The organism is Streptomyces sp. CA-106110, assembly GCF_050936285.1.
Taxonomy (GTDB): domain Bacteria; phylum Actinomycetota; class Actinomycetes; order Streptomycetales; family Streptomycetaceae; genus Streptomyces.
The window spans coordinates 4,088,429-4,111,518 of record NZ_JBNJNB010000001.1 but is presented as its reverse complement, the minus strand read 5'-3'; the positions used below and the strand labels follow the sequence as shown (position 1 = coordinate 4,111,518).

Genomic DNA, 23,090 nt, shown 5'->3' with positions numbered 1-23,090 from the left:
CATGCGCACCGCGACGCGAGCGATCACGTGGCCCGGGCGATGGCGGCTGACCGATCGCACGGCGGCTCCTGCGACCGGTGGGTGATCGATCGCACGACTCCGGCGACCGCGGGCCAGCGGCCGGCGGGGTCCGGCGGTCCGCCGTAATGCGCGAGGTCCCCGCCCCTTGCCGCGTTAGCCTGGAGCGTCAGACTCCAGCCGGCTCAGTTAGGGGCGCAGGATCCCGTGCGCATCGCCAGATTCTCCATTGACGGGAATGTCGCCTTCGGCGCGGTCGAGGGCGACAAGCCGGACGAACTCGTCCTCGACATCATCAAGGGCATCCCGTTCGCGGACTTCGAGCTCTCCGGCACCAAGGTGCCGCTGAGCAAGGTCAGGTTGCTGCCGCCGGTGCTGCCCAACAAGGTCGTGGCCTTCGGCCGCAACTACGCGGAGCACGCGCGCGAACTGGGGAACGAGGTCCCCGACGCTCCGTTCGCCTTTTTCAAGCCGTCCACCTCCGTGATCGGCCCCGGCGACGAGATCGCCTACCCGCCCTTCTCCGAGGAACTGCACCACGAGGCCGAGCTGGCCGTGGTGATCGGCCGTCTGTGCCGCGAGGTCCCCCGTGAGCGCGTGAAGGACGTGATCCTCGGTTACACCTGCGCCAACGACGTCACCGCCCGCGACGTCCAGCGGCGCGAGAAGCAGTGGGCGCGGGCCAAGGGCTTCGACACCTCCTGCCCGCTGGGCCCCTGGGTGGAGACCGACCTCGATCCCAGCGATCTGACCATCCAGCTCACGGTCAACGGGCAGCAACGCCAGCTCGGCCGTACCAGCGAGATGATCCACTCGATCGAGGATCTGATCGTGAACATCACCGAGGCCATGACGCTGCTCCCCGGCGACGTGATCCTCACGGGCACCCCCGCGGGGGTCGGCCCCCTCAGTGTCGGCGACGAGGTCGCCGTCACCATCGAAGGCATCGGCACTCTCACCAACAAGGTGATCAAGCGTGGCTAACGCGAACGTCCGCGTACGTTTCTGTCCGTCCCCGACCGGCAACCCCCATGTGGGCCTGGTCCGCACCGCCCTGTTCAACTGGGCGTTCGCCCGCCACACCGGCGGCACGTTCGTCTTCCGCATCGAGGACACGGACGCTGCCCGCGACTCCGAGGAGTCGTACGTCCAGCTCCTGGACTCGCTGCGCTGGCTGGGCTTCGACTGGGACGAGGGCCCGGAGATCGGCGGCCCCCACGCGCCGTACCGCCAGTCGGAGCGGATGGACATCTACAAGGACGTCGCGCACAAGCTCCTGGACGGCGGATACGCCTACCACTGCTACTGCACGACGGAGGAGCTGGACGCCCGCCGCGACGCCGCCCGCGCCGCCGGCAAGCCGTCCGGGTACGACGGGCACTGCCGCGATCTGTCCGCCGAGCAGGTGGCGGCGTACGAGGCCGAGGGCCGCACCCCCATCGTCCGCTTCCGGATGCCCGACGAGACGATCACCTTCAGGGACCTGGTCCGCGGCGAGCTGACGTTCACGCCGGAGAACGTGCCCGACTACGGCATCGTGCGGGCGAACGGGATGCCCCTCTACACGCTCGTGAACCCGGTCGACGACGCGCTGATGGACGTCACCCACGTGCTGCGCGGCGAGGACCTGCTCTCCTCCACCCCCCGCCAGATCGCGCTCTACAAGGCACTGATCGAGCTGGGCGTCGCGAAGGCCGTGCCCGATTTCGGTCACCTTCCGTATGTGATGGGCGAGGGCAACAAGAAGCTCTCCAAGCGCGACCCGGAGTCGTCGCTGAACCTCTACCGCGAGCGCGGCTTCCTGCCGGAGGGCCTGCTCAACTACCTCTCCCTGCTGGGCTGGTCGCTCGCGCCGGACCGCGACATCTTCTCGGTCGAGGAGATGGTCGCCGCCTTCGACATCTCGGAGGTGAACCCCAACCCGGCCCGCTTCGACCTGAAGAAGGCCGAGTCGATCAACGCCGACCACATCCGCCTGCTGGATGTGAAGGACTTCACGGAGCGCTGCCGGCCGTGGCTGAAGGCCCCGTTCGCGCCCTGGGCGCCGGAGGACTTCGACGAGGCGAAGTGGCACGCGATCGCCCCGCACGCGCAGACCCGCCTCAAGGTGCTGTCCGAGATCACGGAGAACGTCGACTTCCTGTTCCTGGCGCAGCCGGTGTCCGACGAGGCGTCCTGGGCGAAGGCGATGAAGGAGGGCAGCGACGCGCTGCTGAGCACGGCCCGCGAGAAGCTGGAGAGCGCCGACTGGACCTCCGCCGAGTCGCTGAAGGAGGCCGTCCTGGCCGCCGGTGAGGTCCACGGCCTCAAGCTCGGCAAGGCACAGGCCCCGGTCCGCGTCGCGGTCACCGGCCGCACGGTGGGCCTGCCGCTCTTCGAGTCCCTGGAGGTCCTGGGCAAGGAGAAGACGCTGGGGCGCATCGACGCGGCGCTGGCCAGGCTGGCCGCCTGACCCTTCCGTACCTGAGGGGCGGCACCCGAACGGGTGCCGCCCCTTCTGTGTTTCCGCGGTGGTCCGCCGGGCCGGTGGAAAGGGACGGACAAGGCCGCCGGCCCCGGGATACCGTCGGAGCATGAGCATCAGCGCCGTCGTCTGGGACGTCGACGACACTCTCTTCGACTACACGACGGCCGATCGCGTCGGCATGCGGGGGCACCTGGCCAGCGAGGGGCTGCTCGGCGGGTTCGGGACCGTGGAGGACGCGCTCGTACGGTGGCGGAAGATCACCGACGAGCAGTGGGCGCGGTTCGCGGCGGGGGAGACCTCCTTCGAGAACCAGCGCAGGGACCGGGTCCGGGTCTTCGTGGGCGAGGAACTGACCGACGCGGCGGCCGACGCCTGGTTCGCGCGCTATCTGGGTCACTACGAGGCCGCCTGGGCTCTCTTTCCGGACGTCCTGCCCGTCCTGGACGCCCTCGCCGCGAGTCACCGGCACGCGGTGCTGTCCAACTCGAGCCTGCACGTGCAGGAGCGCAAGCTGCGCACGCTCGGGGTCCGCGACCGCTTCGAGTCCGTTCTGTGCGCCGCCGAGCTGGGCGTGTCCAAACCGGACGCCCGTGCCTTCCGCGCGGCCTGCGACGCCCTGGGCCTCGCTCCGCACCACGTGGCGTACGTCGGGGACCACCCGGAGATCGACGGCCGCGGCGCGGCCGAGGCCGGGCTCATGTCCGTGTGGATCGATCGCAGCGCGGTGAGCGCCGTCCCGGACGGGCGTACCCCGCCGCAGGCGGAAGGGGCCGCCGGCCCGCACCGGATCGCCTCCCTCGCCGAACTCCCCGCGGTCCTCGGCGCGGATACCCGTTTTGGAGCGCCGTCCACCTTCGGGTAATGTTCTTCCTGCGCCGCCGGGGAGCGGGCCGAAAGGCCGGAACCGAGGGCGCAAGCTAGAACAAAACCCCTTTCGGGGCTTGCGTTCCAGTGGCCTATGGTGTAATTGGCAGCACGACTGATTCTGGTTCAGTTAGTCTTGGTTCGAGTCCAGGTAGGCCAGCTCGCAGAGCTCATCTGCACCCGCGGATCTCATTCGCGAGCCCCCGTTGTGTAGCGGCCTAGCACGCTGCCCTCTCAAGGCAGTAGCGCCGGTTCGAATCCGGTCGGGGGTACAGATCCTTCCCGTCGAGGACAGCTGGGTCGCTCCCGCTGGTTTCGATGCAGGATCGCCAGGGCCCCCGTTGTGTAGCGGCCTAGCACGCCGCCCTCTCAAGGCGGTAGCGCCGGTTCGAATCCGGTCGGGGGTACGAACTGGTCTAAACCACATTGGTCTATGGTGTAATTGGCAGCACGACTGATTCTGGTTCAGTTAGTCTTGGTTCGAGTCCAGGTAGACCAGCTCGGATCTGCGGAAACGCAAGATCCTCGCCCCCGTTGTGTAGCGGCCTAGCACGCCGCCCTCTCAAGGCGGTAGCGCCGGTTCGAATCCGGTCGGGGGTACGTGGACGTAGGGCCCTCACTTCGGTGGGGGTCCTACGGCATTTCCCGGTGCCTCTCGGACGTCGGGCGCCTCACTCCAGACCGTAGCGCCGCGCCGACTCCTCCTCCTGTGCCAGTCGGTGCAGCGCACGCAGCACCGGCTCGAAGAGCACGGCCGCCGCGACCGCCGTCTCGACCTTCTCCTCTTCCGAGGTGTGCGTCTCCATGAAGTCGAGGTCGCGCTGTGCGACCTGCCGCATCAACTCCGCGTATGGCGCCATGAGTTCGGCGTCCCAGCGATAACCGAGCCGGATCAGCGTGGCCACCGCCACCACCAGCGAGCGGTGCACGGGCGACAGGGGCGCGAGTTCGCGCGCGGTCTCCCAGCCGAGCCCCCGCAGCAACGTGTCGACCTCCCGGCGGGCGGCCGCCACCGCGGGGTCCTCCTCGTCCGGCTCCGGCCCCTGCGGCAGTGCCCACAGGGCCGCGCCCAGCCGGATCGTACGGCCGAGCGATTCGTCGCCGACGTGCGAGAGGACCTCCTTGGCGGTTGCCACCGGCACCCGGCCCACCTGGATCAGCGCGCGTACCAGTCGCAGTCGGCGCAGATGGCTCTCGTCGTATTCGGCCGTCGTCGTGTTGACCTGGCGGCCCGGTGCCAACAGCCCTTCACGCAGGTAGTACTTGATCGTCGCGGTGGACACACCGCTGCGCTCGCTCAACTCCGACAGCCGCATCCCTTGCGCCTCTCCTCGGGTGGCGCCACTATCCAAGCACGAGACACTCGGATAGTGCTGCTAGCCAATGTCGGGTCGAGGAGGGCGTCATGTTCGGGAAGCCCATGGCCGCGGGCCGCACCACCGCGGCGGCCGAAGGGGACGTCGTCGTCCTGCTGATCGGCATGAGGATCAACCACTTCTGGGCGGTGCACCACTGGCTGCCGGCGTTCCTCGCGATGCCGCGCATGCTGCGCGAGCTGGGGAATGATCCCGTCCGGGGGCTGCTCGGCCATGTCCTGCTGACGGCATCCCCGCGGACCTACTACGTCGTCCAGTACTGGGAGTCCAAGGAGAAGCTCTACGCGTACGCCTCGGCGTCCGACATGTTCCACCACCGGGCGTGGGCGATGATCAACGGCAAGGAGAAGGCAGGGAAGGTCCAAGGCCACGTCGGGATCTGGCACGAGACCTATGTGGTGCCGGAGGGCTCGTACGAGTCGATCTACGCGGACATGCCGGCGTTCGGCCTCGCGGCCGCGCACGGGCAGGTGCCGTTGGAACGGCGGGGACGCCGGGCGGTGGACCGCTTCGCGTACCGGTCCGGGACGAAGCCCGGCCGGGCACCGTCGTCTTCGGCGTAGTGCCCGGCCCGCGACCGGTCTTGATCTCTCTCGCCGCGCCGGCCTGCCGGGCGGCGGGTGTGGATCATGTGTACGTGCGCAGTTGATGGCGTCCATGGTGCGCGCGAGCCGCGCCCCCTTGTGTGACTCGTCCTGGAAGTGGGCCTGCCGCGGCGTTGAGGCCGGCCCACTGCCGGTGACGTGGCGATCGCTCAGCCGGAGCGGCGCAGGGCCTCGGAGAGGCGGGCGGCCGCGTCGATGACGGCCTGGGCGTGCATACGGCCCGGGTGGCGCGTCAGGCGCTCGATGGGGCCGGAGACGGACACCGCGGCCACCACGCGATTCGAGGGGCCGCGTACGGGAGCGGACACGGACGCCACGCCCGGCTCGCGCTCTCCGATGGACTGGGCCCAGCCGCGGCGCCGTACGCCCGACAGGGCCGTCGCCGTGAAGCGGGCGCCTTGCAGGCCCCGGTGCAGGCGCTCCGGCTCCTCCCAGGCGAGCAGGATCTGCGCGGACGAACCCGCCTTCATGGTGAGGGTGGAGCCGACCGGGACGGTGTCCCGAAGGCCGGACAGACGTTCCGCGGCGGCGACGCAGATACGCATGTCTCCCTGGCGGCGGTAGAGCTGGGCGCTCTCGCCCGTGATGTCGCGCAGGTGGGTCAGCACCGGCCCCGCCGTCGCCAGCAGCCGGTCCTCACCCGCCGCCGCGGCCAGCTCGGCCAGCCGGGGGCCGAGAATGAAACGGCCCTGCATGTCACGCGCCACCATGCGGTGGTGCTCCAGTGCCACGGCCAGGCGGTGGGCCGTGGGTCGTGCCAGTCCGGTGGCGCCGACCAGGCCCGCGAGGGTGGCCGGACCGGACTCCAGAGCGCTCAGGACGAGGGCCGCCTTGTCCAGAACGCCGACGCCGCTACTGTTGTCCATGCAACGATACTCGCGTCTCACTCTGTGAAACGCAAGTTCAATTTTCCGTGGAAGGCGCCACCCTGGAAGGCACGGCGGCCCGCGGACCGACGGGCCCGGAGGCACACGCCCGCGAACCAGAGGCTCGGGCGCCGCCACCCCAAGATCTCTAGTTGGGTCGGCCCACCACGCCGGCCGAAGGGAAAGCGATGGGTAGGACACTCGCGGAGAAGGTCTGGGACGACCATGTCGTCCGGCGCGCCGAGGGCGAGCCCGACCTCCTCTACATCGATCTGCACCTGCTGCACGAGGTGACCAGCCCGCAGGCCTTCGACGGCCTGCGCAAGAGCGGCCGCCAGGTGCGCAGGCTCGACCTCACCATCGCGACCGAGGACCACAACACCCCCACCCTCGACATCGACAAGCCCATCGCGGACCCGGTCTCCCGCGCCCAGCTGGAGACGCTGCGCAAGAACTGCGCCGAGTTCGGTGTGCGCCTGCACCCGCTGGGAGACGTCGAGCAGGGCGTCGTACACGTCGTCGGCCCGCAGCTGGGCCTGACCCAGCCGGGCACGACCGTGGTCTGCGGCGACTCGCACACCTCCACGCACGGCGCCTTCGGCGCGCTCGCGTTCGGTATCGGCACCTCCCAGGTCGAGCACGTGCTGGCGACCCAGACGCTGCCGATGGCCCGTCCGAAGACCATGGCCATCACGGTCGACGGCGAGCTGCCCGAAGGGGTCACCGCCAAGGACCTGATCCTGGCGATTATCGCGAAGATCGGTACCGGCGGCGGTCAGGGCTACATCCTGGAGTACCGCGGCTCCGCCATCGAGAAGCTCTCGATGGAGGCCCGGATGACCATCTGCAACATGTCCATCGAGGCCGGCGCCCGTGCGGGCATGATCGCTCCGGACGAGACGACCTTCGCGTACCTCAAGGGCCGTCCGCACGCCCCCGAGGGCGCCGACTGGGACGCCGCGGTGGAGTACTGGAAGACCCTGCGGTCCGACGACGACGCGGAATTCGACGCCGAGGTCCGCATCGACGCCGCCGCCCTCTCGCCGTTCGTCACCTGGGGCACCAACCCGGGCCAGGGCGCGCCGCTTTCGGCGTCCGTCCCCGACCCTGCTTCGTACGAGGACGCTTCGGAGCGCCTGGCCGCGGAAAAGGCCCTGGAGTACATGGGGTTGACGGCCGGACAGCCGCTGAGCTCCATCGACGTGGACACCGTCTTCGTAGGCTCCTGCACCAACGGCCGCATCGAGGACCTGCGCGCCGCGGCCTCCATCCTCAAGGACCGCAAAGTCGCCGACGGCGTACGGATGCTGGTCGTCCCGGGCTCCGCGCGGGTGGGTCTGCAGGCTGTGTCCGAGGGCCTGGACGTGGTCTTCAAGGAGGCCGGCGCCGAATGGCGGCACGCCGGCTGTTCGATGTGCCTCGGCATGAACCCGGACCAGCTGGCCCCGGGCGAGCGCTCCGCGTCCACCTCCAACCGCAACTTCGAGGGCAGGCAGGGCAAGGGCGGCCGTACCCACCTGGTATCGCCGCAGGTCGCCGCCGCCACCGCGGTCCTCGGCCACCTGGCCTCCCCGGCCGACCTGTCCGACGTCCCCGTGCCCGCTGGAGTCTGAGAACCATGGAAGCCTTCACCACCCACACCGGCCGGGCCGTCCCGCTGCGCCGCAGCAATGTCGACACCGACCAGATCATCCCCGCCCACTGGCTCAAGAAGGTGACCCGGGACGGGTTCGAGGACGGGCTGTTCGAGGCCTGGCGCAAGGACCCGGAGTTCGTGCTCAACCGACCGGAGCGCCAGGGCGCCACGGTGCTGGTCGCGGGCCCCGACTTCGGCACCGGCTCCTCCCGCGAGCACGCCGTCTGGGCCCTGCAGAACTACGGCTTCAAGGCCGTGATCTCCTCCCGCTACGCCGACATCTTCCGTGGCAACTCGCTCAAGAACGGCCTGCTCACGGTGGTCCTGGAGCAGAAGATCGTGGACGCCCTGTGGGAGCTCACGGAGAAGGACCCGACGGCTGAGGTCACTGTGGACCTTGAGGCGCGTGAGGTGCGGGCCGAGGGCATCACCGCCCCCTTCGAGCTGGACGAGAACTCCCGCTGGCGGCTGCTGAACGGCCTGGACGACATCTCCATCACGCTGCAGGAGGAGGCCGGCATCGCCGCCTACGAGGCCCGGCGCCCCTCGTACAAGCCGCGGACGCTCCAGGCCTGACGCCCGGCCCCGCAAGGGCTGGTTTCGGCCACCGCAACACCACTCTGTACCCCCAATCGTGGACGGTTGGGGGTACAGCCGTGTCTGCCCCCGAACAGGCCCGGCGCGCCGCCTCGCTCAGCAGTAACTGCCCTGGTTACAAGGGTGATTGCCGGGGTACGCGAACCCCGGAGCGGTGCCGCGCCAGGGCGCTCGAAAAGACTGGCGGAGCCGACAGTTGCCCCCAGCGCGGGCGACAACTCGCCCCAGATGGCACAATCTGTGCATGGACGACGACGGCCAACTCGAGCTCTATACGGCGGTCGCCACCCAACTCAAGGAAGCGCACGCCAGGGTGCGCGCACTGCAAGTCCCGGAGGGCGTACGGATGGCGCTGACCCGGAAGCTGCTGGTCATTACGGCTGCGGCCAAGCACGATCCCGCCGAAGCGACCAGGCGTCTCGAGCGGTTCATGACCGACCTCGACGAGGAGCGAATCCCCGAAGAGGAACTCTGAGACGCCGAGTCTGTTGCGGCACGAGGGTGATTAGCCCGTTTCGTGTTTGATTTGCGGTATATATCTGCCTAACGTGCGAAAAAGCTTGAACACTTTCGTTCTGGCGATGTCTCCGAAGGGGAAGACGTGAACAAGGCGCAGCTCGTAGAAGCGATTGCCGACAAGATGGGCGGCCGCCAGCAGGCCGCCGAGGCTGTCGACGCGGTCCTGGACGCCATCGTCCGCGCGGTTGTCGGAGGCGACCGGGTCTCCGTCACCGGCTTCGGTTCGTTCGAGAAGGTTGAGCGGCCGGCCCGTTACGCCCGCAATCCCCAGACGGGTGAGCGGGTTCGGGTCAGGAAGACCTCTGTGCCGCGCTTCCGCGCGGGTCAGGGCTTCAAGGACCTGGTCAGCGGCACCAAGAAGCTGCCGCGCGGTGGTGAGGTCGCGGTCAAGAAGGCGCCCAAGGGCAGCCTCCAGGCCGGCGGTGCCGCCGCCACGGTCAAGAAGGCCGCTGCCAAGAAGGCCGCTGCCAAGAAGGCGGCGCCCACGAAGAAGGCCGTCGCCAAGAAGGCTCCTGCCAAGAAGACGACTGCCGCCGCGAAGAAGACGGCTGCCAAGAAGACGACCGCGAAGAAGACCAGCGCGGCCGCCAAGAAGACCACTGCGAAGAAGACCACTGCCAAGAAGGCTGCTGCGAAGAAGGCCCCGGCGAAGAAAGCCCCGGCCAAGAAGGTGACGGGACGCAAGACCACCGCCAAGAAGACCACGGCCCGCAGCTGAACGGGCCGCACGGACACTCACGCGACGGGCCGGACTCCCCTGGGGAGCCCGGCCCGCGGTCTGCCCAGGACTGTGCTTAGAACGTGTACAGGGTCACCAGCGTGACGTGCCGGGCCTCGCCCTCGCCCTCGGTCTCGATCCGCACCCGCTGTCCCGGGCGCAGCAGCCTGAGCCCGCCCGCCTCGAAGGCCCGTGCGTCGAAGGGGACGGGAGTGCCGTCGTCGAGCAGCACCTGACCGGTGTGCGTCTCGGGGTCGTAGGTGTACGCCGTCGCCTGCATGACCGCAGCCTATCGACCGCCCCGCGGGCCCACCCCGGCCGCGTCCGCGGCGGGCCCTGCCGCATCACGCGCCGTGCTGCCCGGGGATCAGCAGCCGTGCCGCCGCCGCTGCCGTGCGCGGTCCGACGCCGAGCGCCAGCGCCGCGCGCAGATCGTCGCCGGTGTCCACGTCCTGGCGCACCGAATCCACCGACTCGAGCGCCAGTTCCACCGCGCCCGAGGCCCGGTGCCGTACACGGGAATCCGTGCCGAATGCGGGCAGCAATTCCAGGCCCGGGGCCGCGCTCAACAGCGTCGTACCGATTCCGGCGGCGTCGGGCAGAAATGCGCGGGAGAATTCGGCAGCGGCATCGAGTACCCGGGTCAATTCCACGGTGCGCAGGGCGGGGAGATCGGCGTTGAGGGCCGCCACGGGGCCGCCGGGGCGCAGCTCCCGTACGACGGCCGCCGCGTGGGCGAGCGCGGGGTTCAGACCGCCCGCCGGCTCGTCCCGGACGATGCGGGCGCCGAGGGCGGCCAGTTCCCGCCCGGCCAGCGGATCGTCAGTGACGACCGCCACATCGAGCACCGCGGCACTGGAGAGCGCCGCGGCCACCGTGTCCTGCGCGAACGCGAGCGCGAGCCCCGGACGAAGTCCGTCCCCGGCGGTGTCCGAGAGCCTGCTCTTGGCCCGCGCCAAGGCCTTCAGGGGTACGACCACAGTCCACTGCACGAGCGCTCCGTCCCTGTTTTGTCGGTCCATTCTCACCCCGTCCGACCGGTGACGGGCGACGCCGATTCGGGCGGCGGCACATCGGGAAGGTGTACGAAGCCACATCCATGCGCCGTGGTGGGTGACAGGCGGGCGTACCGTGTTCTCGACAGACGGGCGGCCTGGGGCGACACTTGTGCGGCCCACAGCCCCAGCCCCGGGCCTTCGCCCGGTCCCTAGAGGAAGGTGTCCGCGTGCCCCGCCGCAGAATCGGCTTCTGGTACCGCTTCGCAGCGGTACTCGGCAAACCGCCGCTGTTGGTTCTGCTCAAGCGGGACTGGCGCGGAATGGAGAACATTCCGGCCGACGGTGGCTTTATCACCGTGGTGAACCACAATTCACATGTGGATCCGTTCGCCTACGGACACTTTCAGTACAACACCGGGCGCGTTCCTCGTTTCCTTGCGAAGAGCGGTCTTTTCAAGAAGGGATTCGTCGGCGCCGTGATGCGCGGCACCGGACAGATCCCCGTCTACCGCGAGAGCACGGACGCCCTCAGCGCCTTCCGGGCCGCGATCGACGCCGTCGAGCGGGGCGAGTGCGTCGCCTTCTACCCCGAGGGCACCATCACCCGCGATCCGGACCAGTGGCCGATGACCGGCAAGACCGGTGCCGCCCGCGTCGCGCTCCAGACCAAGTGCCCCGTGATCCCCATCGCCCAGTGGGGCGCGAACGAGCTCCTGCCGCCGTACGCCAAGAAGCCCCAGGTCCTGCCGCGCAAGACCCACCACGTCCTCGCCGGTCCGCCCGTGGACCTCGCGCGCTTCTACGACAAGGACATGTCCCCCGAGCTGCTGAAGGAGGCGACGGAGGTCATCATGGCCGCCATCACCCGCCAGCTGGAGAAGGTCCGCGGCGAGAAGGCGCCCGAGAAGCCGTACGACCCGCGCGACGTGCGCATCGAGCAGCGCCGTCGGAATGCCGAACAGGACAAGGCGCGGCAGAAGGAGGGGCAGGGCCAGTGAGCAAGCCGGTCAAGGCGGCCGTGTTCGGAACGGGATCGTGGGGAACCGCCTTCGGCATGGTGCTCGCCGACGCGGGGTGCGACGTCACCCTGTGGGCACGCCGCGCCGAACTGGTCGAGGCGGTCAACTCCACCCGTACGAACCCGGACTACCTGCCGGGCGTCGAACTCCCCGAGAACCTGCGGGCCACCACGGACCCCGCCGAGGCCGCGCGCGACGCCGATTTCACGATACTCGCGGTCCCGTCGCAGACGCTGCGCGGAAACCTCGCCGAATGGTCGCCGCTGCTCGCGCGCGGCACCGTCCTCGTCTCCCTGATGAAGGGCGTCGAACTCGGCTCCGCCATGCGGATGAGCGAGGTCGTCGAGGACGTCGCCAAGGTCGTACCGGAACGCGTCGCGGTCGTCACGGGCCCCAACCTGGCCCGGGAGATCGCTGCCCGCATGCCGGCCGCCGCCGTGGTCGCCTGCTCCGACGAGGCCGTCGCGCAGCGGCTCCAGGCCGTCTGCCACACCCCGTACTTCCGGCCGTACACGAACACCGACGTCGTCGGCTGCGAACTCGGCGGTGCGGTCAAGAACGTCATCGGGCTGGCCGTCGGCATCGCGGACGGCATGGGGCTCGGCGACAACGCCAAGGGCTCGCTCATCACGCGCGGGCTCGCCGAGACCACCCGGCTCGGACTCGTCATGGGCGCCGACCCGCTGACCTTCTCCGGGCTCGCCGGCCTGGGCGACCTGGTGGCCACCTGCTCCTCGCCGCTGTCCCGCAACCACACCTTCGGCACCAACCTGGGCAAGGGCATGACGCTCGAGGAGACCATCGCGGTCACCAGCCAGACCGCCGAGGGCGTCAAGTCCTGTCAGTCGGTGCTGGATCTGGCCCGCCGGCACGGCGTCGACATGCCGATCACCGAGACGGTCGTCGGCATCGTCCACGAGGGCAAGCCGCCGGTGGTGGCGCTCAAGGAGCTGATGTCGCGCAGCGCGAAGCCCGAGCGACGCTGAGCGAACGCGCCGGGCGGACGCTGTCTCAGGGCCCTACGGGCAGGTAGTCTCATCGCGATATGAGCACCGAGAACCTCCCCCAGAGCCCTGAGCAGCCGTCCCGCAAACCGCGCGTTGCCGTTGTCTTCGGCGGCCGCAGCTCCGAACACGGGATCTCCGTGGTCACCGCCGGTGCCGTGCTGCGCGCCATCGACCGGACGAAGTACGACGTGCTGCCGATCGGCATCACCCGGGACGGCCGTTGGGCGCTCACCGCCGACGAACCCGAGCGGATGGCGATCACCGACCGCCGTACGCCGAGCGTCGAGGAGCTCGCGGAGTCCCACGAGGGTGGCGTCGTGCTGCCCGTCGACCCCGCGAACCGCGAAGTCGTCTACAGCGAGCCCGGTTCGGTGCCCAAGGCGCTCGGCGAGGTCGACGTGGTCTTCCCGGTGCTGCACGGCCCCTACGGCGAGGACGGCACCCTTCAGGGCCTGCTGGAGCTCTCCGGTGTCCCGTACGTGGGCGCGGGCGTGCTCGCCTCCGCCGTCGGCCAGGACAAGGAGTACATGAAGCGGGTGTTCACCTCGTTCGGGCTCAAGGTCGGCCCGTACGTGGTGATCCGGCCGCGCGAGTGGGAGCGCGACGAGGCCGCCGCCCGCAAGAAGATCATCGACTTCGCGGGCGAGCACGGCTGGCCGCTGTTCGTGAAGCCCGCCCGCGCCGGTTCGTCGATCGGCATCACCAAGGTCGAGGACCTCGCGGGTCTTGACGAGGCGATCGCCGAGGCCCAGCGGCACGACCCGAAGATCCTGGTGGAGGCCGCGGTGCGCGGCCGTGAGATCGAGTGCGGTGTCCTGGAGTTCGAGGACGGCCCGCGCGCCTCGGTGCCGGCCGAGATCCCGCCGCCGGACGCGCACGCCTACTACGACTTCGAGGCCAAGTACATCGACTCGACGCCCGGCATCGTGCCCGCGCCGCTGACCGACGAGCAGACCGCCGAGGTCCAGCGGCTCGCGGTGGACGCGTTCGAGGCCGCCTCCTGCGAGGGCCTGGTGCGCGCGGACTTCTTCCTCGCCGAGGACGGGGAGTTCGTGATCAACGAGATCAACACGCTGCCCGGCTTCACCCCGATCTCCATGTACCCGCAGATGTGGCAGGCGAGCGGGATCAGCTACGGCGAGCTGGTGGACCGTCTGATCCAGGCGGCCCTGCGCCGTTCCACCGGACTGCGCTAGAGGGCGTCCGGCCTTTCACGCCGCCCGGCGGGAAGGACCGGACACGCCCGGGCGTCCGGCAGCGAGTTCACGAGGCGATCCCCTTGGGGATCGCCTTTGTGACGGCCGGGGCCAGATCGGCGAGCGGTCCGACACCGTCGCCGGTCCGGTCCTTGGGGAGGCTCACCTCGACATACGCCTGGCGCAGCGTCGTGGTGAAGAGGAACGAACCGTCGTCGCGCTTGTGCAGCAGCCAGCCGACGCCGTTCGCCTCCAGCCCGTCCGCCTCCGGATCGTTCATCTCGGCGGGCCTCTCGACACCGCAGCGCAGTATGATCGCCGGGCTTCCCCAGCCCGCCGTCAGCGCGGACCGGGGCTCGGGATCGTTCCGCTCGAGGCCGTCCACCTTCCGCGGCAGCGCCTGGTCCAGGTTCTGGCACAGCTTCGTGACCTTCGCGTCCGGGCTGGGAACCGCGGCCGAGGGGCTGTCGTCGCTTGAGGAACAGCCCGCCGTGGCGATCAGCAGGGCGAGGGCGGGCAGACCGAGTCGCCGGTGACGGAAGAAATCCACCGGCCAAGCGTAGACGGGGGCTAGAGGTGCACGACCGGGCAGGTCAGGGTGCGGGTGATGCCGTCCACTTGTTGGACCTTCGCGACCACCATCCGGCCGAGTTCGTCGACGGTGTCCGCCTGGGCGCGCACGATGACGTCGTAGGGACCCGTCACGTCCTCGGCCTGGATGACCCCAGGGATCTTGCTGATCGTATCGGCGACGGTCGACGCTTTGCCGACCTCCGTCTGGATCAGGATGTACGCCTGTACCACGGAACCTCCAGGGCGGCCACGAGGATCATGTGGGGAGAAGGGACGCCACGGTATCGCGTCGCCGCTCGTCGCGGGGAGACCCGCGGAGGCTGTGGCGTGAGCGCCGGGGAACTCCGGCGACACAAGTTGACGGTCGACTCGACGGTATCGAGGACCACGAGGGCTCGCGACCGGGCGCAGCAGGGAACAGAAGGGGACGAACGACGATGAAGGGCACCGTGGGCGAGCTGGGCGAGTTCGGGCTCATCAGGGAGCTCACCTCCCGGCTCACCACCACCCCGGCGGTCCGGATCGGCCCCGGCGACGACGCAGCGGTGGTCTCCGCGCCCGACCGCAGGGTGGTGGCGAGCACCGACATCCTCCTGGAGGGGCGGCACTTCCGCCGCGACTGGTCGACGGCCTATGACGTCGGCCGCAAGGCGGCCGCGCAGAACCTCGCGGACATCGCCGCGATGGGCGCCGTGCCGACCGCGCTGCTGCTCGGCCTCGTCGTCCCCGCCGAACTGCCCGTCACCTGGCCCACCGAGCTGATGGACGGCCTGCGCGACGAGTGCCAGGTGGCGGGAGCGGCGGTGGTCGGCGGTGACGTCGTCCGCGGCGACACGATCATGATCTCGATCACCGCGCTCGGCGATCTGCGCAACTACGAGCCGGTCACCCGGGGCGGCGCCCAGCCCGGTGACGTCGTCGCCGTCACCGGCTGGCTCGGCTGGTCCGCGGCCGGCTACGCGGTGCTCTCCCGCGGCTTCCGCTCGCCGCGCGCGTTCGTCGAGGCGCACCGGCGCCCCGAGCCCCCGTACCACGCGGGCCCGGCCGCCGCCGGGCTCGGTGCGACCGCGATGTGCGACGTCAGCGACGGGCTGATCGCCGACCTCGGGCACATCGCGGAGGCGAGCAAGGTACGGATCGACATCCGCTCCGGGACCATCGACATCCCGTCCCAGATGAACGACATCGGGCAGGCCCTGGGCGTCGACCCGATCCAGTGGGTGCTCACGGGCGGCGAGGACCACGCGCTCGTCGCGACCTTCCCGTCGGACGTGAAGCTGCCGGCGCGCTGGAAGGTGATCGGCGAGGTCCTCAACCCGTCGGCACTGCCCCAGGTGACGGTCGACGGTGCGCCGTGGACCAGCAAGGGCGGCTGGGACCACTTCGGGGGCATCGAGTCGTAGGGCGAAGGGCGAAGGACAGACGCAGACGCCGACGACGGCCGCTTCGGCGTCCGTCCGCCCGTCACGGCACCGTTCCCGGGCGCGCCTCGCCGCTCAGGCGCTCCCGTGGGCGTGCGGGCACAGCAAAAAGCCGGTCCACATTCGTGGACCGGCTCCGTGCAGCGAACCAGCTGTGGCCGCGCGCTTAACTGGCGTCAGCGCGAGACCTTGCCGGCCTTGATGCACGAGGTGCAAGCGTTCACGCGCTTCGGCGTCCCGCCCACCACGGTACGTACACGCTGGATGTTCGGGTTCCAGCGGCGGGACGTACGGCGGTGCGAGTGCGAGATGTTGTTGCCGAAGCCCGGCCCCTTGCCGCAGACGTCGCAGTTGGCAGCCACGGGTCACTCCAAAGACTTCAGATGCACTTACGGTTGATCCCGGCATGCCGGGATCAAGATCATAGGATCTGAGTGGCGCTGCCAGGGGGAAGGCCCGATCGGGATCGGGCAACCAGAGCAGCATACAACGCCTGCTCCCGTAGAGCGAAACTACCACGGCTGCCGCGGCCCTGAGGCGCTCGCCCATGGGCCCGGAGCCCGGGATCCGCACAGCCCTCTTCCGGACCCCGACCACTCTGGGTCTACGCTGCGTCCCACGTCCAGCAGCTCAAGGAGGCGCAGGTGGCGCAGGTGCCGCAGCCATTGGATGCTCTCGCGGTGCGCACCTGGTGCGGGCTCGCGCTCCAGGAGCTGGGGCGGACGCGCGAGGAGATCGACGCGATCAACGTCTATCCAGTGGCCGACGGGGACACCGGCACGAACCTCTATCTCACCGTGGAATCGGCCGCCGCCGCCGTCGAGGCGGTCTTCGCCGGATACGAGGCGGGCGGCACGCAGCGCCCGACGCTCGCCAACGCCGTTCGGGCCATGGCGCACGGAGCGCTCATCGGGGCCCGCGGCAACTCCGGGACGATCCTGGCCCAGCTGCTCCGGGGCATGGCCCAGGTGCTGGCCGACGGTGAGACTGCTCACACCGATGCGCAGGGACTGCGGCTCGCGCTCCGACGGGCGGCCGACTCCGCCCGTCAGGCCGTCGCCCACCCGGTGGAGGGCACCGTCCTGACCGTCGCCTTGGCCGCCGCGGACGCGGTGACCGGCACCGAGGGCGACTGCGCGGGCGTCGCACGGGCGGCGTACGAGGGGGCGCGGGCGGCGCTGGCGGCCACGCCCGGGCAGCTGGCGGTCCTGGAGCGCGCCGGTGTGGTCGACGCCGGCGGCCGGGGCTTGGTGGCGGTGCTCGCGGCCCTGGTGGAGACGTTCACCGGCGAGGCGCCGCGGCTGCCGGACAGCACCGGCCGGATCGTCCACGCGCGCGTCGGCGGCGTCACGCCCCTCGTTCCCGGGGAGTGCCCGGACGTCCCGGCCGACGGAGGCGGGCCCGCGTACGAGGTGATCTATCTCCTGGAGGCCGAGGACGCGGCCGTGGCGCGGCTGAGGCGCCGGCTCGACGCCCTCGGGAACTCCCTCGTCGTGGTCGGCGGGGACGGGTTGTGGAACGTCCATGTGCACGCCGACGACGCGGGAGCCGCCGTGGAGGCGGGGGTCGAGGCCGGGCGCCCGTACCGGATCCGGATCACGCACTTCGCCGAGGGCGACGTGCACACCGGGGGCGCCGGACGGCCGCCGCGCGAGCGGGTGCAGCGCGCGGTGGTGGCGGTCGTGCCGGGGGAGGGCCTGGCCGGGCTGTACCAGGAGGCCGGGGCGACCACCGTGCTCGCCCGGGCCGGGGAACCGCCCGCGAGCGGTGAACTGGTGGAGGCGGTGCGCCGGGCGCACGCGCGCGAGGTGGTGCTTCTTCCGAACGACGCGGACCTGCGCCACACCGCGGCCGCCGCGGCCGAGCAGGCGCGCACCGAAGGCGTACGTGTGGCGCTGATCCCGACCCGGTCCGCGGTCCAGGGCATCGCCGCGCTGGCCGTGCACGAACCGGAACGGCGGTTCGACGAGGACGTCGTGGCGATGACGTCGGCGGCGGGGGCGACACGGTACGCCGAAGTCGTGGTCGCGGAGCTGCAGTCCTGGACGACGGCCGGGATCTGCCAGGCCGGCGACGTCCTCGGCCTGATCGACGGAGACGTCGCGGTCATCGGCTCGGACGTCACGGCGACGGCCGAGTCGGTCCTGGACCGGATGCTCGCGGCGGGCGGGGAGCTGGTCACGCTGGTTCTGGGCGACGAGGTCCCGGAGTCGATCTCGGAGCGTCTGGAGTCGCGGGTGCGGGAGTCGTACCTCGCGGTCGACACGGTGGTCTACCGGGGCGGGCGCCAGGGGGCACTGCTGCTGATCGGCGTGGAGTGACGGGGCCCTGCGTGCCGGTGGTGAGGGACACCGTGGCGTGAGCCGCCGGGTGCCCGCCGAAGTCGCGGGCACCCGGCGCGCTCCTCACCGTTCCCGGGGTGCCTGAAGCAGCTCCAGCAGCCGTTCCGCCTCGGCCCGCCGCGTTCCGGCCGCCTCGGACGCGCCGTCCGCTTCCTCGTACGCCGACAGCACCGCACGCGCGCGTGCCGCTGCCGCGTCCTGGCGGCCGAGGTCGGCCTCCAGGCGGGCCGCCGTCAACTCCGCGCCGGTGCGGACGTCGAGGGCGTCCGCGCCGAGGGACGTGAACGTCTCGATCGCCTCCGTGAGGTGCGTCAGCGCCTCCTCGAAGGCAGTGCGCATCGCCTCGTCCTCGTCGTCGGCCGACCGGGCGATCAGTTCGCCGAACTGACGGTGCGAGTGGCCGAGTTCCATGGTCAGCCCGGCCCGCGCCTCGGCGTCCTCGGCGGCCGCCGCGGCGGACCCGCACTCCCGTGCCGCCTGTGCCATCAGCTCCCGGGCCGCCTCCAGGCCGGCGTCGCCGCCGGCCGCCAGCCACGCGCGGGCGCGCAGCGCGCGCACCAGCCCGTGCGTGTTGCCCAGCTCGCGCCACAGGTCGGCGGCACGGGCGTACGCCCGGTCCGCCTCCGCGGGCAGTTCGGCGTGTCCGAGCGCCTCGGCGGCCAGATGGGCCAGCATCGCGTGGTCCCGCTGCTCCGGCCAGTGCCGGGCGATCTCCGCTGCCCGCAGCCACCGTTCCGCCGCGGCGCGGTGCTCGCCGAGTTCGGTGTGGCAGTCGCCGAGCCACCACAGCGTCTGCACGATCGCCCCGTCACCGTGCGTCTCGGCGGTCAGATCGGGCAGCGCGGACTCCAGCACCTCGGCCGCCTCGGCGCAGCGGCCCTGGCGCAGCAGGAATCCGCCCAGCTGGTGCCTCGCCCACGCGCCCAGCGTCGCGGCCTCGTCCGCCTCGTCCGCCCAGTGCGCCGCCTCCAGGGCGTGCTCGGCGGCCTCGGTGAACTGCCCCGAGGCTCCCAGCGCATCCGCCAGCTGAAGGTGCAGCTGCGCCTGGACGACCGGTTCGAGAAGCTCCCGGCCGTGCTCCAGCGCGTCGCGCGCGGCCCGCTGAGCCGTCTCCGCGTCGCCGAGCTGCCGGGCTGTCTGGGAGAGCCGCACCTCGTGCTCGACCGCGAACCACGGCAGGTCCGCCGCTATGTACTCCTCGGCCGCCTGCGCCAGCAGCTCCACCGCGGCCCTGCCGTCCCCGGCGTGCGCCGCGAGCTCCCCGAGCATGGCCTTCGCCTCTGCGGCCCGGTACGCGAGACGCACCTGAGAGGTGTGCGGTCCGGCGAACGCCAGCAGCTCCCGTACGGCCTCTTCCGCGGCCTCGGGCGAGCCCTCGCCCTCGTGCAGCCGGTGCATCAGGATGCGCGCCCGTCCGACCAGCACGGACGCCGCCTGCCGTACACCCGTGCCACCCTCCTCGAAGAGGGCGAGAGCCTGTTCGCACAGCCCGGTGACGGTCTCCAGCGCCTCGTCAGCGTGACCGGTCAGGGCGCGTACGTACGCCCCGCGCGCCCGTGCCGCCAGCGCCTCACCGGGGTCGCCCGCCTCGGCGTACAGACCGGCAGCCCGCTCGAAGGACTCGGCACCCTCCGGACCCCGGCCCAGCGCCTCGTGGTCGACGAGGTCCGCGCGGTCCCTTGCGTCCAGTTCCAGGCCCTCCGCGGCGAGCGCCACCGCCGCCCACGCCTCCACGGCGTCCGGGTGCAGGCGCTCCGACAGCCGCCGGGCCTCGGCCAGCAGATCCGGAAACTCCCGCTCCGTCCGGGCCGGGGCGGCCGGCGGCGTAGCCGCCACGGGTGCCGGCCGGGTCGTGCGCACGCCCAGCGGCAGCCGGTCCACCAGCGGGCGCCGGTCCATCCGCTCCCGGGTGCGCTCGCTGACGTACGAGGTGCCGTTGCGCGCGTCGAAGCGCGCGGCGAGCGCCAGCGCCTCCCCGCGCGCGTGGGCGGCGAGTTCCCGTGCGGTGAACTCCCGGCCCGCCGGTCCCGGCACCGCCTGGTCGCCGAATCCCCGCTCGACCAGCCGGTCCATCAGCAGCGTCACCACGGCCAGGAAGTCCAGTTTGCTGCGCGGCTCCCCGGAGTCCGTGAAGTAGGCGGGCCGCTCGGCCAGCAGTTCCAGACCGCGCGCCTCGTTCCCGGTCAGCGCGCAGAACTCCACGTGGTCCGCGTACGAACCGCGCATGCTCTCCATGGCCCGTACCAGCCGGAAGCCGCGCAGATGGTGCGCCCGCGCCTCGTCCAGGCGGCCCAGACGCACCAGCGACAGCAAGGAGGAGGCGAGCACGGCGTGCGGCTCGTGCGCGCACACGTACTCGCCCTCGAGGACCGGCCGCCACAGCTCCAGCGCACGCTCGTCCTCGCCCTTGCGCGCCTGCCACCACCCCTGGTCGTGCAGCTCGCACGCGTGGCAGTCGGCCATCTCGTCGCGGTCGGCGGCCAGCCATGCCGCGTACGCCCGCTCGGCCCGCTCCAGGTCCCCGGTGTGCGCGGCGACGCTGAACTCGGCGCTGCGCACGGCCCGTTCGGAGTGACCGGCCAGCCGGTAGCGGTGCTCCATCTCGCCGAGCCACTTCTCCATGGAGGCGAGCGGGATGTGCGGCTGGCCCAGCATGCCCGCCGACATCCACTTGAAGACCCAGTACAGCGAGTGGGTCTCGTACGCGTCGAAGTCCTCGGGGCGTTCGTCCCACATGCGCAGCAGACGCGCGAAGGGGACGAACATCTTGTCCTTCTCGGAGCTGTAGTTGTAGACCTTCAGCTGGTGGCCGAGCGCCTCGATCACGGCCAGCGGGATGTCGAGCTTCTCCGCCTCCACCAGCAGCTGCTCCGCACGCGCGTTGCGCGCCGGGCCCTCCGGCTGCTCGTGGTTGTCCGCCATCGCCCGGCGCAGCGAGTCGAAATCCATGACCTCGCTCATCGGGAGCCGTCCTTGGGTGAGTTGGTGTGGGTGGCCCATTCGAGGAGGCCGATGAACGCGCGGTTGAGGAGTGCGGAGTCGGCGGGCCGCAGCGGGCGCTGGGCCATCAGCAGGGCCTGGCCGTAGAGGGACTCGGTGGCGGTGCCGATCAGCTCCGGGTCGTCCACCGAGCTGATCCTGCGGATCAGCGGGTTGAGGTGGTTGAGGACCAGACGCGCGCGGGGCGCGCTGCCCCGCAACGACCCGAGGATCCCCGCCCACAGGTCGTCGGCCTGTTCCTCCTCCTCTGCGCGCGCCTGCTCATGGCGCGCGGCCCGGTCGTCCAGGTGCAGCGCGGGCACGGAGAGCGGGTGGAATGCACGCAGGACCACGTCGCAGCCCAGCGGGTCGAGGGTGGCGCGCGCGGCGGAGAGGAACGCCGACAGGGCCAGCTCCTCGGCCGGGTCCACCGCGTCCAGATGCGCGGTCACGGTCTCCGCGTCCAGCTCCGCGACCACCGTCCCCGGGCGCACCGACGGCAGTGCCTCCACCAGCTCGGCGTCGTAGGTGTAGCCGCCGTTGACCACGCCGACGCCCTGTGCGGACGCGATCGGCGCGACCTGCCGGTACTCCTCCACGGTCCGGGTGAAGTGCACGACGGGGTGCCGCTGCGCGAACTCCTCCAGGGACAGCCGTCCGTCCGTGGTCTCGAAGGGGAGCCACGGCAGCATCGTGCGCAGCATCTCCTTGTCGTGCCGCGCCAGCGACTTCACGCCCAGGTAGTGCACGGACAGGAAGGCCGCCAGGCGCTCGGGGTCGCCGGCCGCCAGGCCCGTCAGCCAGGACCGGATGCGCTCCCCGAGGGCCTCCCGCACGGCCGCGAGGGTCTCGTCCTCGTAGAGGGACTCGCGTGAGGCCGTGGGCCGCAGACTGTCCGTGTCGAGCACACAGCGCACGAAGAACGCCCAGTCGGGCAGCAGCTGTTCGGCCCGCTCGGTGAGCAGCATGCCCTTCAGGTGTACGCGGTGGCTCGCCCGCTGCGCGGGGCTGACCGCGGTCGGCAGCACATAGGCCACACCCCGGATCCCGGCCAGCGGGACGTCCAGGTCGATCGAGTCCAGCGGGGTGAACCCGAACAGGTCGTGGCAGTGGCGCGCCAGGGCCACCCTGCGGGTGGTGGGTGAGGGGTATGCGCGGTCCCAGGGCGCCGGCAGATCCGTGATCGCCTCGTCGCCGACCCGGACGTCGTAGGGCAGCAGCGACCCGAAGTCCCGTGCCAGGAGCCGCACCCGGTCCGCGGAGAGCCACTCGGCGGCGCCGGGACGGGCGACCAGGTGCACGGTGGTGCCGGGTTCGGGCCGGGCGTCCGGCGGCAACGTCCGCACGACATAGGACCCGTCGTCCGTGGCCGTCCACTCCACGGGCGGCGCGTCCGGCGTACGGGCGCTGCGGCTCACCACCCGGATGCGCTCGGCGACCACGAAACAGGCGAGCAATCCGATGCCGAACTGGCCCAGGAAGCCGGACCGCGCCTCCTGGAGCCCCTCGGCCCGCTTGGAGCTGCGCCCGATGGTGGCGAGGAGGTCGTGCACGTCCGACTCGGTGAGCCCGATGCCGGAGTCCTCGACGCGCAGGCTGGCGCCGTCGGCGTACAGCCGGACCCGGGCCGGTGCGTCCGGCTGTTCGGATCGGCGGGCCGTGATCGCGTCGACCGCGTTCTGCATCAGCTCGCGCAGATAGACCTTGGGGCTCGAATAGAGGTGATGGGAGAGCAGGTCCACCAGACCGCGCAGGTCGACCTGGAACGTATGAGGTGGTTGAGGTGACTGAGGTGCCTGGGATGACTGTGAGGTCTGGGAGTCCATCGTCACGGCGCCGTGGGTGGGGGCAGGTCGACGGCGCGGGGGTCGGGCGGTCCCGGTGGGGCG

General features: G+C 71.1%; 22 protein-coding genes and 5 tRNA genes. 18 read left to right on the top strand and 9 right to left on the bottom strand.

Annotation, left to right across the window (positions count from 1 at the left end):
* Positions 1–225 precede the first annotated feature (225 nt).
* The 8 genes from ACQEXA_RS19000 to ACQEXA_RS18965 all read left to right on the top strand — a co-directional run bounded on the left by ACQEXA_RS19000 (position 226) and on the right by ACQEXA_RS18965 (position 3,949).
* Positions 226–1,002: a fumarylacetoacetate hydrolase family protein gene (locus ACQEXA_RS19000; RefSeq protein WP_432932956.1), complete on the top strand. Its 777-nt coding sequence runs from the start codon at positions 226–228 to the stop codon at positions 1,000–1,002.
* Positions 995–2,470 (top strand): glutamate--tRNA ligase, encoded by a 1,476-nt coding sequence (gene gltX, locus ACQEXA_RS18995; protein WP_433130619.1) that lies wholly within the window; start codon positions 995–997, stop codon positions 2,468–2,470. Before ACQEXA_RS19000 ends, gltX begins: the two co-directional genes overlap by 8 nt.
* Positions 2,471–2,591: 121 nt before the next feature.
* Entirely contained in the window at positions 2,592–3,347 is a 756-nt protein-coding gene (locus tag ACQEXA_RS18990) for an HAD family hydrolase (RefSeq protein ID WP_433130617.1), read from the top strand.
* A 90-nt stretch (positions 3,348–3,437) separates the two neighbouring features.
* Positions 3,438–3,509: transfer RNA gene (locus ACQEXA_RS18985), tRNA-Gln, on the top strand.
* A gap of 39 nt (positions 3,510–3,548) precedes the next feature.
* Positions 3,549–3,621 (top strand) — tRNA-Glu (locus ACQEXA_RS18980).
* 62 nt (positions 3,622–3,683) lie between these two features.
* Positions 3,684–3,756, top strand: a tRNA-Glu gene (locus ACQEXA_RS18975).
* A 20-nt stretch (positions 3,757–3,776) separates the two neighbouring features.
* Positions 3,777–3,848 (top strand) — tRNA-Gln (locus tag ACQEXA_RS18970).
* A gap of 28 nt (positions 3,849–3,876) precedes the next feature.
* Positions 3,877–3,949 (top strand) — tRNA-Glu (locus tag ACQEXA_RS18965).
* A 71-nt stretch (positions 3,950–4,020) separates the two neighbouring features.
* Here ACQEXA_RS18965 and ACQEXA_RS18960 read toward each other — a convergent pair.
* On the bottom strand, positions 4,021–4,665 hold the full coding sequence (locus ACQEXA_RS18960) for a MerR family transcriptional regulator (protein WP_360998368.1): 645 nt from the start codon (positions 4,663–4,665) through the stop codon (positions 4,021–4,023).
* Positions 4,666–4,754: 89 nt separating this feature from the next.
* Between ACQEXA_RS18960 and ACQEXA_RS18955 the strand changes: the two genes are divergently transcribed.
* Complete coding sequence (locus ACQEXA_RS18955) at positions 4,755–5,288, top strand: DUF4188 domain-containing protein (protein ID WP_433130615.1); 534 nt, start codon at positions 4,755–4,757, stop codon at positions 5,286–5,288.
* 191 nt (positions 5,289–5,479) lie between these two features.
* Here the strand turns inward: ACQEXA_RS18955 and ndgR are convergent, their stop codons facing one another.
* Complete coding sequence (ndgR, locus tag ACQEXA_RS18950; RefSeq protein ID WP_039656563.1) at positions 5,480–6,196, bottom strand: IclR family transcriptional regulator NdgR; 717 nt, start codon at positions 6,194–6,196, stop codon at positions 5,480–5,482.
* Between the two features lie 188 nt (positions 6,197–6,384).
* Here ndgR and leuC point away from each other — a divergent pair, with 188 nt between their 5' ends.
* From leuC to ACQEXA_RS18930, 4 genes are all read left to right on the top strand, one after another.
* Complete coding sequence (gene leuC / locus ACQEXA_RS18945; protein ID WP_360998369.1) at positions 6,385–7,809, top strand: 3-isopropylmalate dehydratase large subunit; 1,425 nt, start codon at positions 6,385–6,387, stop codon at positions 7,807–7,809.
* A gap of 5 nt (positions 7,810–7,814) precedes the next feature.
* Entirely contained in the window at positions 7,815–8,408 is a 594-nt protein-coding gene (leuD, locus tag ACQEXA_RS18940; protein WP_432932965.1) for a 3-isopropylmalate dehydratase small subunit, read from the top strand.
* 265 nt (positions 8,409–8,673) lie between these two features.
* Entirely contained in the window at positions 8,674–8,904 is a 231-nt protein-coding gene (locus tag ACQEXA_RS18935) for a hypothetical protein (RefSeq protein WP_359397093.1), read from the top strand.
* A 126-nt stretch (positions 8,905–9,030) separates the two neighbouring features.
* The gene (locus ACQEXA_RS18930; RefSeq protein ID WP_433130613.1) at positions 9,031–9,666 is read left to right on the top strand and encodes an HU family DNA-binding protein; all 636 of its coding nucleotides are present in this window, start codon (positions 9,031–9,033) and stop codon (positions 9,664–9,666) included.
* Positions 9,667–9,742: 76 nt separating this feature from the next.
* Here the strand turns inward: ACQEXA_RS18930 and ACQEXA_RS18925 are convergent, their stop codons facing one another.
* Together ACQEXA_RS18925 and cofC are read right to left on the bottom strand one after the other, a co-directional pair.
* Positions 9,743–9,946 carry a hypothetical protein gene (locus ACQEXA_RS18925; RefSeq protein WP_360998371.1) on the bottom strand — a complete coding sequence of 68 codons (204 nt, stop codon included), beginning with the start codon at positions 9,944–9,946 and terminating at the stop codon, positions 9,743–9,745.
* 64 nt (positions 9,947–10,010) lie between these two features.
* On the bottom strand, positions 10,011–10,658 hold the full coding sequence (gene cofC / locus ACQEXA_RS18920; protein ID WP_433130611.1) for a 2-phospho-L-lactate guanylyltransferase: 648 nt from the start codon (positions 10,656–10,658) through the stop codon (positions 10,011–10,013).
* A gap of 233 nt (positions 10,659–10,891) precedes the next feature.
* On the opposite strand from cofC, the gene ACQEXA_RS18915 reads away from it, so the two are divergent.
* The 3 genes from ACQEXA_RS18915 to ACQEXA_RS18905 are packed head-to-tail and all read left to right on the top strand — an operon-like array spanning position 10,892 to position 13,886.
* Positions 10,892–11,662: a lysophospholipid acyltransferase family protein gene (locus ACQEXA_RS18915; RefSeq protein ID WP_432932980.1), complete on the top strand. Its 771-nt coding sequence runs from the start codon at positions 10,892–10,894 to the stop codon at positions 11,660–11,662.
* Entirely contained in the window at positions 11,659–12,669 is a 1,011-nt protein-coding gene (locus ACQEXA_RS18910; protein ID WP_359397105.1) for an NAD(P)H-dependent glycerol-3-phosphate dehydrogenase, read from the top strand. The genes ACQEXA_RS18915 and ACQEXA_RS18910 overlap by 4 nt, the downstream gene beginning before the upstream one ends.
* 59 nt (positions 12,670–12,728) lie before the next feature.
* Positions 12,729–13,886 (top strand): D-alanine--D-alanine ligase family protein, encoded by a 1,158-nt coding sequence (locus tag ACQEXA_RS18905; protein WP_359397108.1) that lies wholly within the window; start codon positions 12,729–12,731, stop codon positions 13,884–13,886.
* Between the two features lie 67 nt (positions 13,887–13,953).
* Here the strand turns inward: ACQEXA_RS18905 and ACQEXA_RS18900 are convergent, their stop codons facing one another.
* The gene (locus ACQEXA_RS18900; RefSeq protein ID WP_359397111.1) at positions 13,954–14,436 is read right to left on the bottom strand and encodes a DUF3515 domain-containing protein; all 483 of its coding nucleotides are present in this window, start codon (positions 14,434–14,436) and stop codon (positions 13,954–13,956) included.
* 20 nt (positions 14,437–14,456) lie between these two features.
* The gene (locus tag ACQEXA_RS18895; protein WP_017947604.1) at positions 14,457–14,690 is read right to left on the bottom strand and encodes an Lrp/AsnC family transcriptional regulator; all 234 of its coding nucleotides are present in this window, start codon (positions 14,688–14,690) and stop codon (positions 14,457–14,459) included.
* 206 nt (positions 14,691–14,896) lie between these two features.
* Between ACQEXA_RS18895 and ACQEXA_RS18890 the strand changes: the two genes are divergently transcribed.
* Positions 14,897–15,862 carry a thiamine-phosphate kinase gene (locus tag ACQEXA_RS18890; protein WP_432932983.1) on the top strand — a complete coding sequence of 322 codons (966 nt, stop codon included), beginning with the start codon at positions 14,897–14,899 and terminating at the stop codon, positions 15,860–15,862.
* A 194-nt stretch (positions 15,863–16,056) separates the two neighbouring features.
* Here the strand turns inward: ACQEXA_RS18890 and rpmB are convergent, their stop codons facing one another.
* A complete protein-coding gene (gene rpmB / locus ACQEXA_RS18885; RefSeq protein ID WP_003993230.1) occupies positions 16,057–16,242 on the bottom strand; it encodes a 50S ribosomal protein L28 in 186 nt (61 codons plus the stop codon).
* 282 nt (positions 16,243–16,524) lie between these two features.
* On the opposite strand from rpmB, the gene ACQEXA_RS18880 reads away from it, so the two are divergent.
* Positions 16,525–18,201, top strand: a complete 1,677-nt coding sequence (locus tag ACQEXA_RS18880) for a DAK2 domain-containing protein (protein WP_432932985.1) — start codon at positions 16,525–16,527, stop codon at positions 18,199–18,201.
* Positions 18,202–18,285: 84 nt separating this feature from the next.
* Here ACQEXA_RS18880 and ACQEXA_RS18875 read toward each other — a convergent pair whose 3' ends face one another.
* Complete coding sequence (locus ACQEXA_RS18875) at positions 18,286–21,183, bottom strand: tetratricopeptide repeat protein (RefSeq protein WP_433130609.1); 2,898 nt, start codon at positions 21,181–21,183, stop codon at positions 18,286–18,288.
* Positions 21,180–23,027 (bottom strand): HSP90 family protein, encoded by a 1,848-nt coding sequence (locus ACQEXA_RS18870; protein ID WP_432939580.1) that lies wholly within the window; start codon positions 23,025–23,027, stop codon positions 21,180–21,182. The genes ACQEXA_RS18875 and ACQEXA_RS18870 overlap by 4 nt, the downstream gene beginning before the upstream one ends.
* Positions 23,028–23,090: the final 63 nt, after the last annotated feature.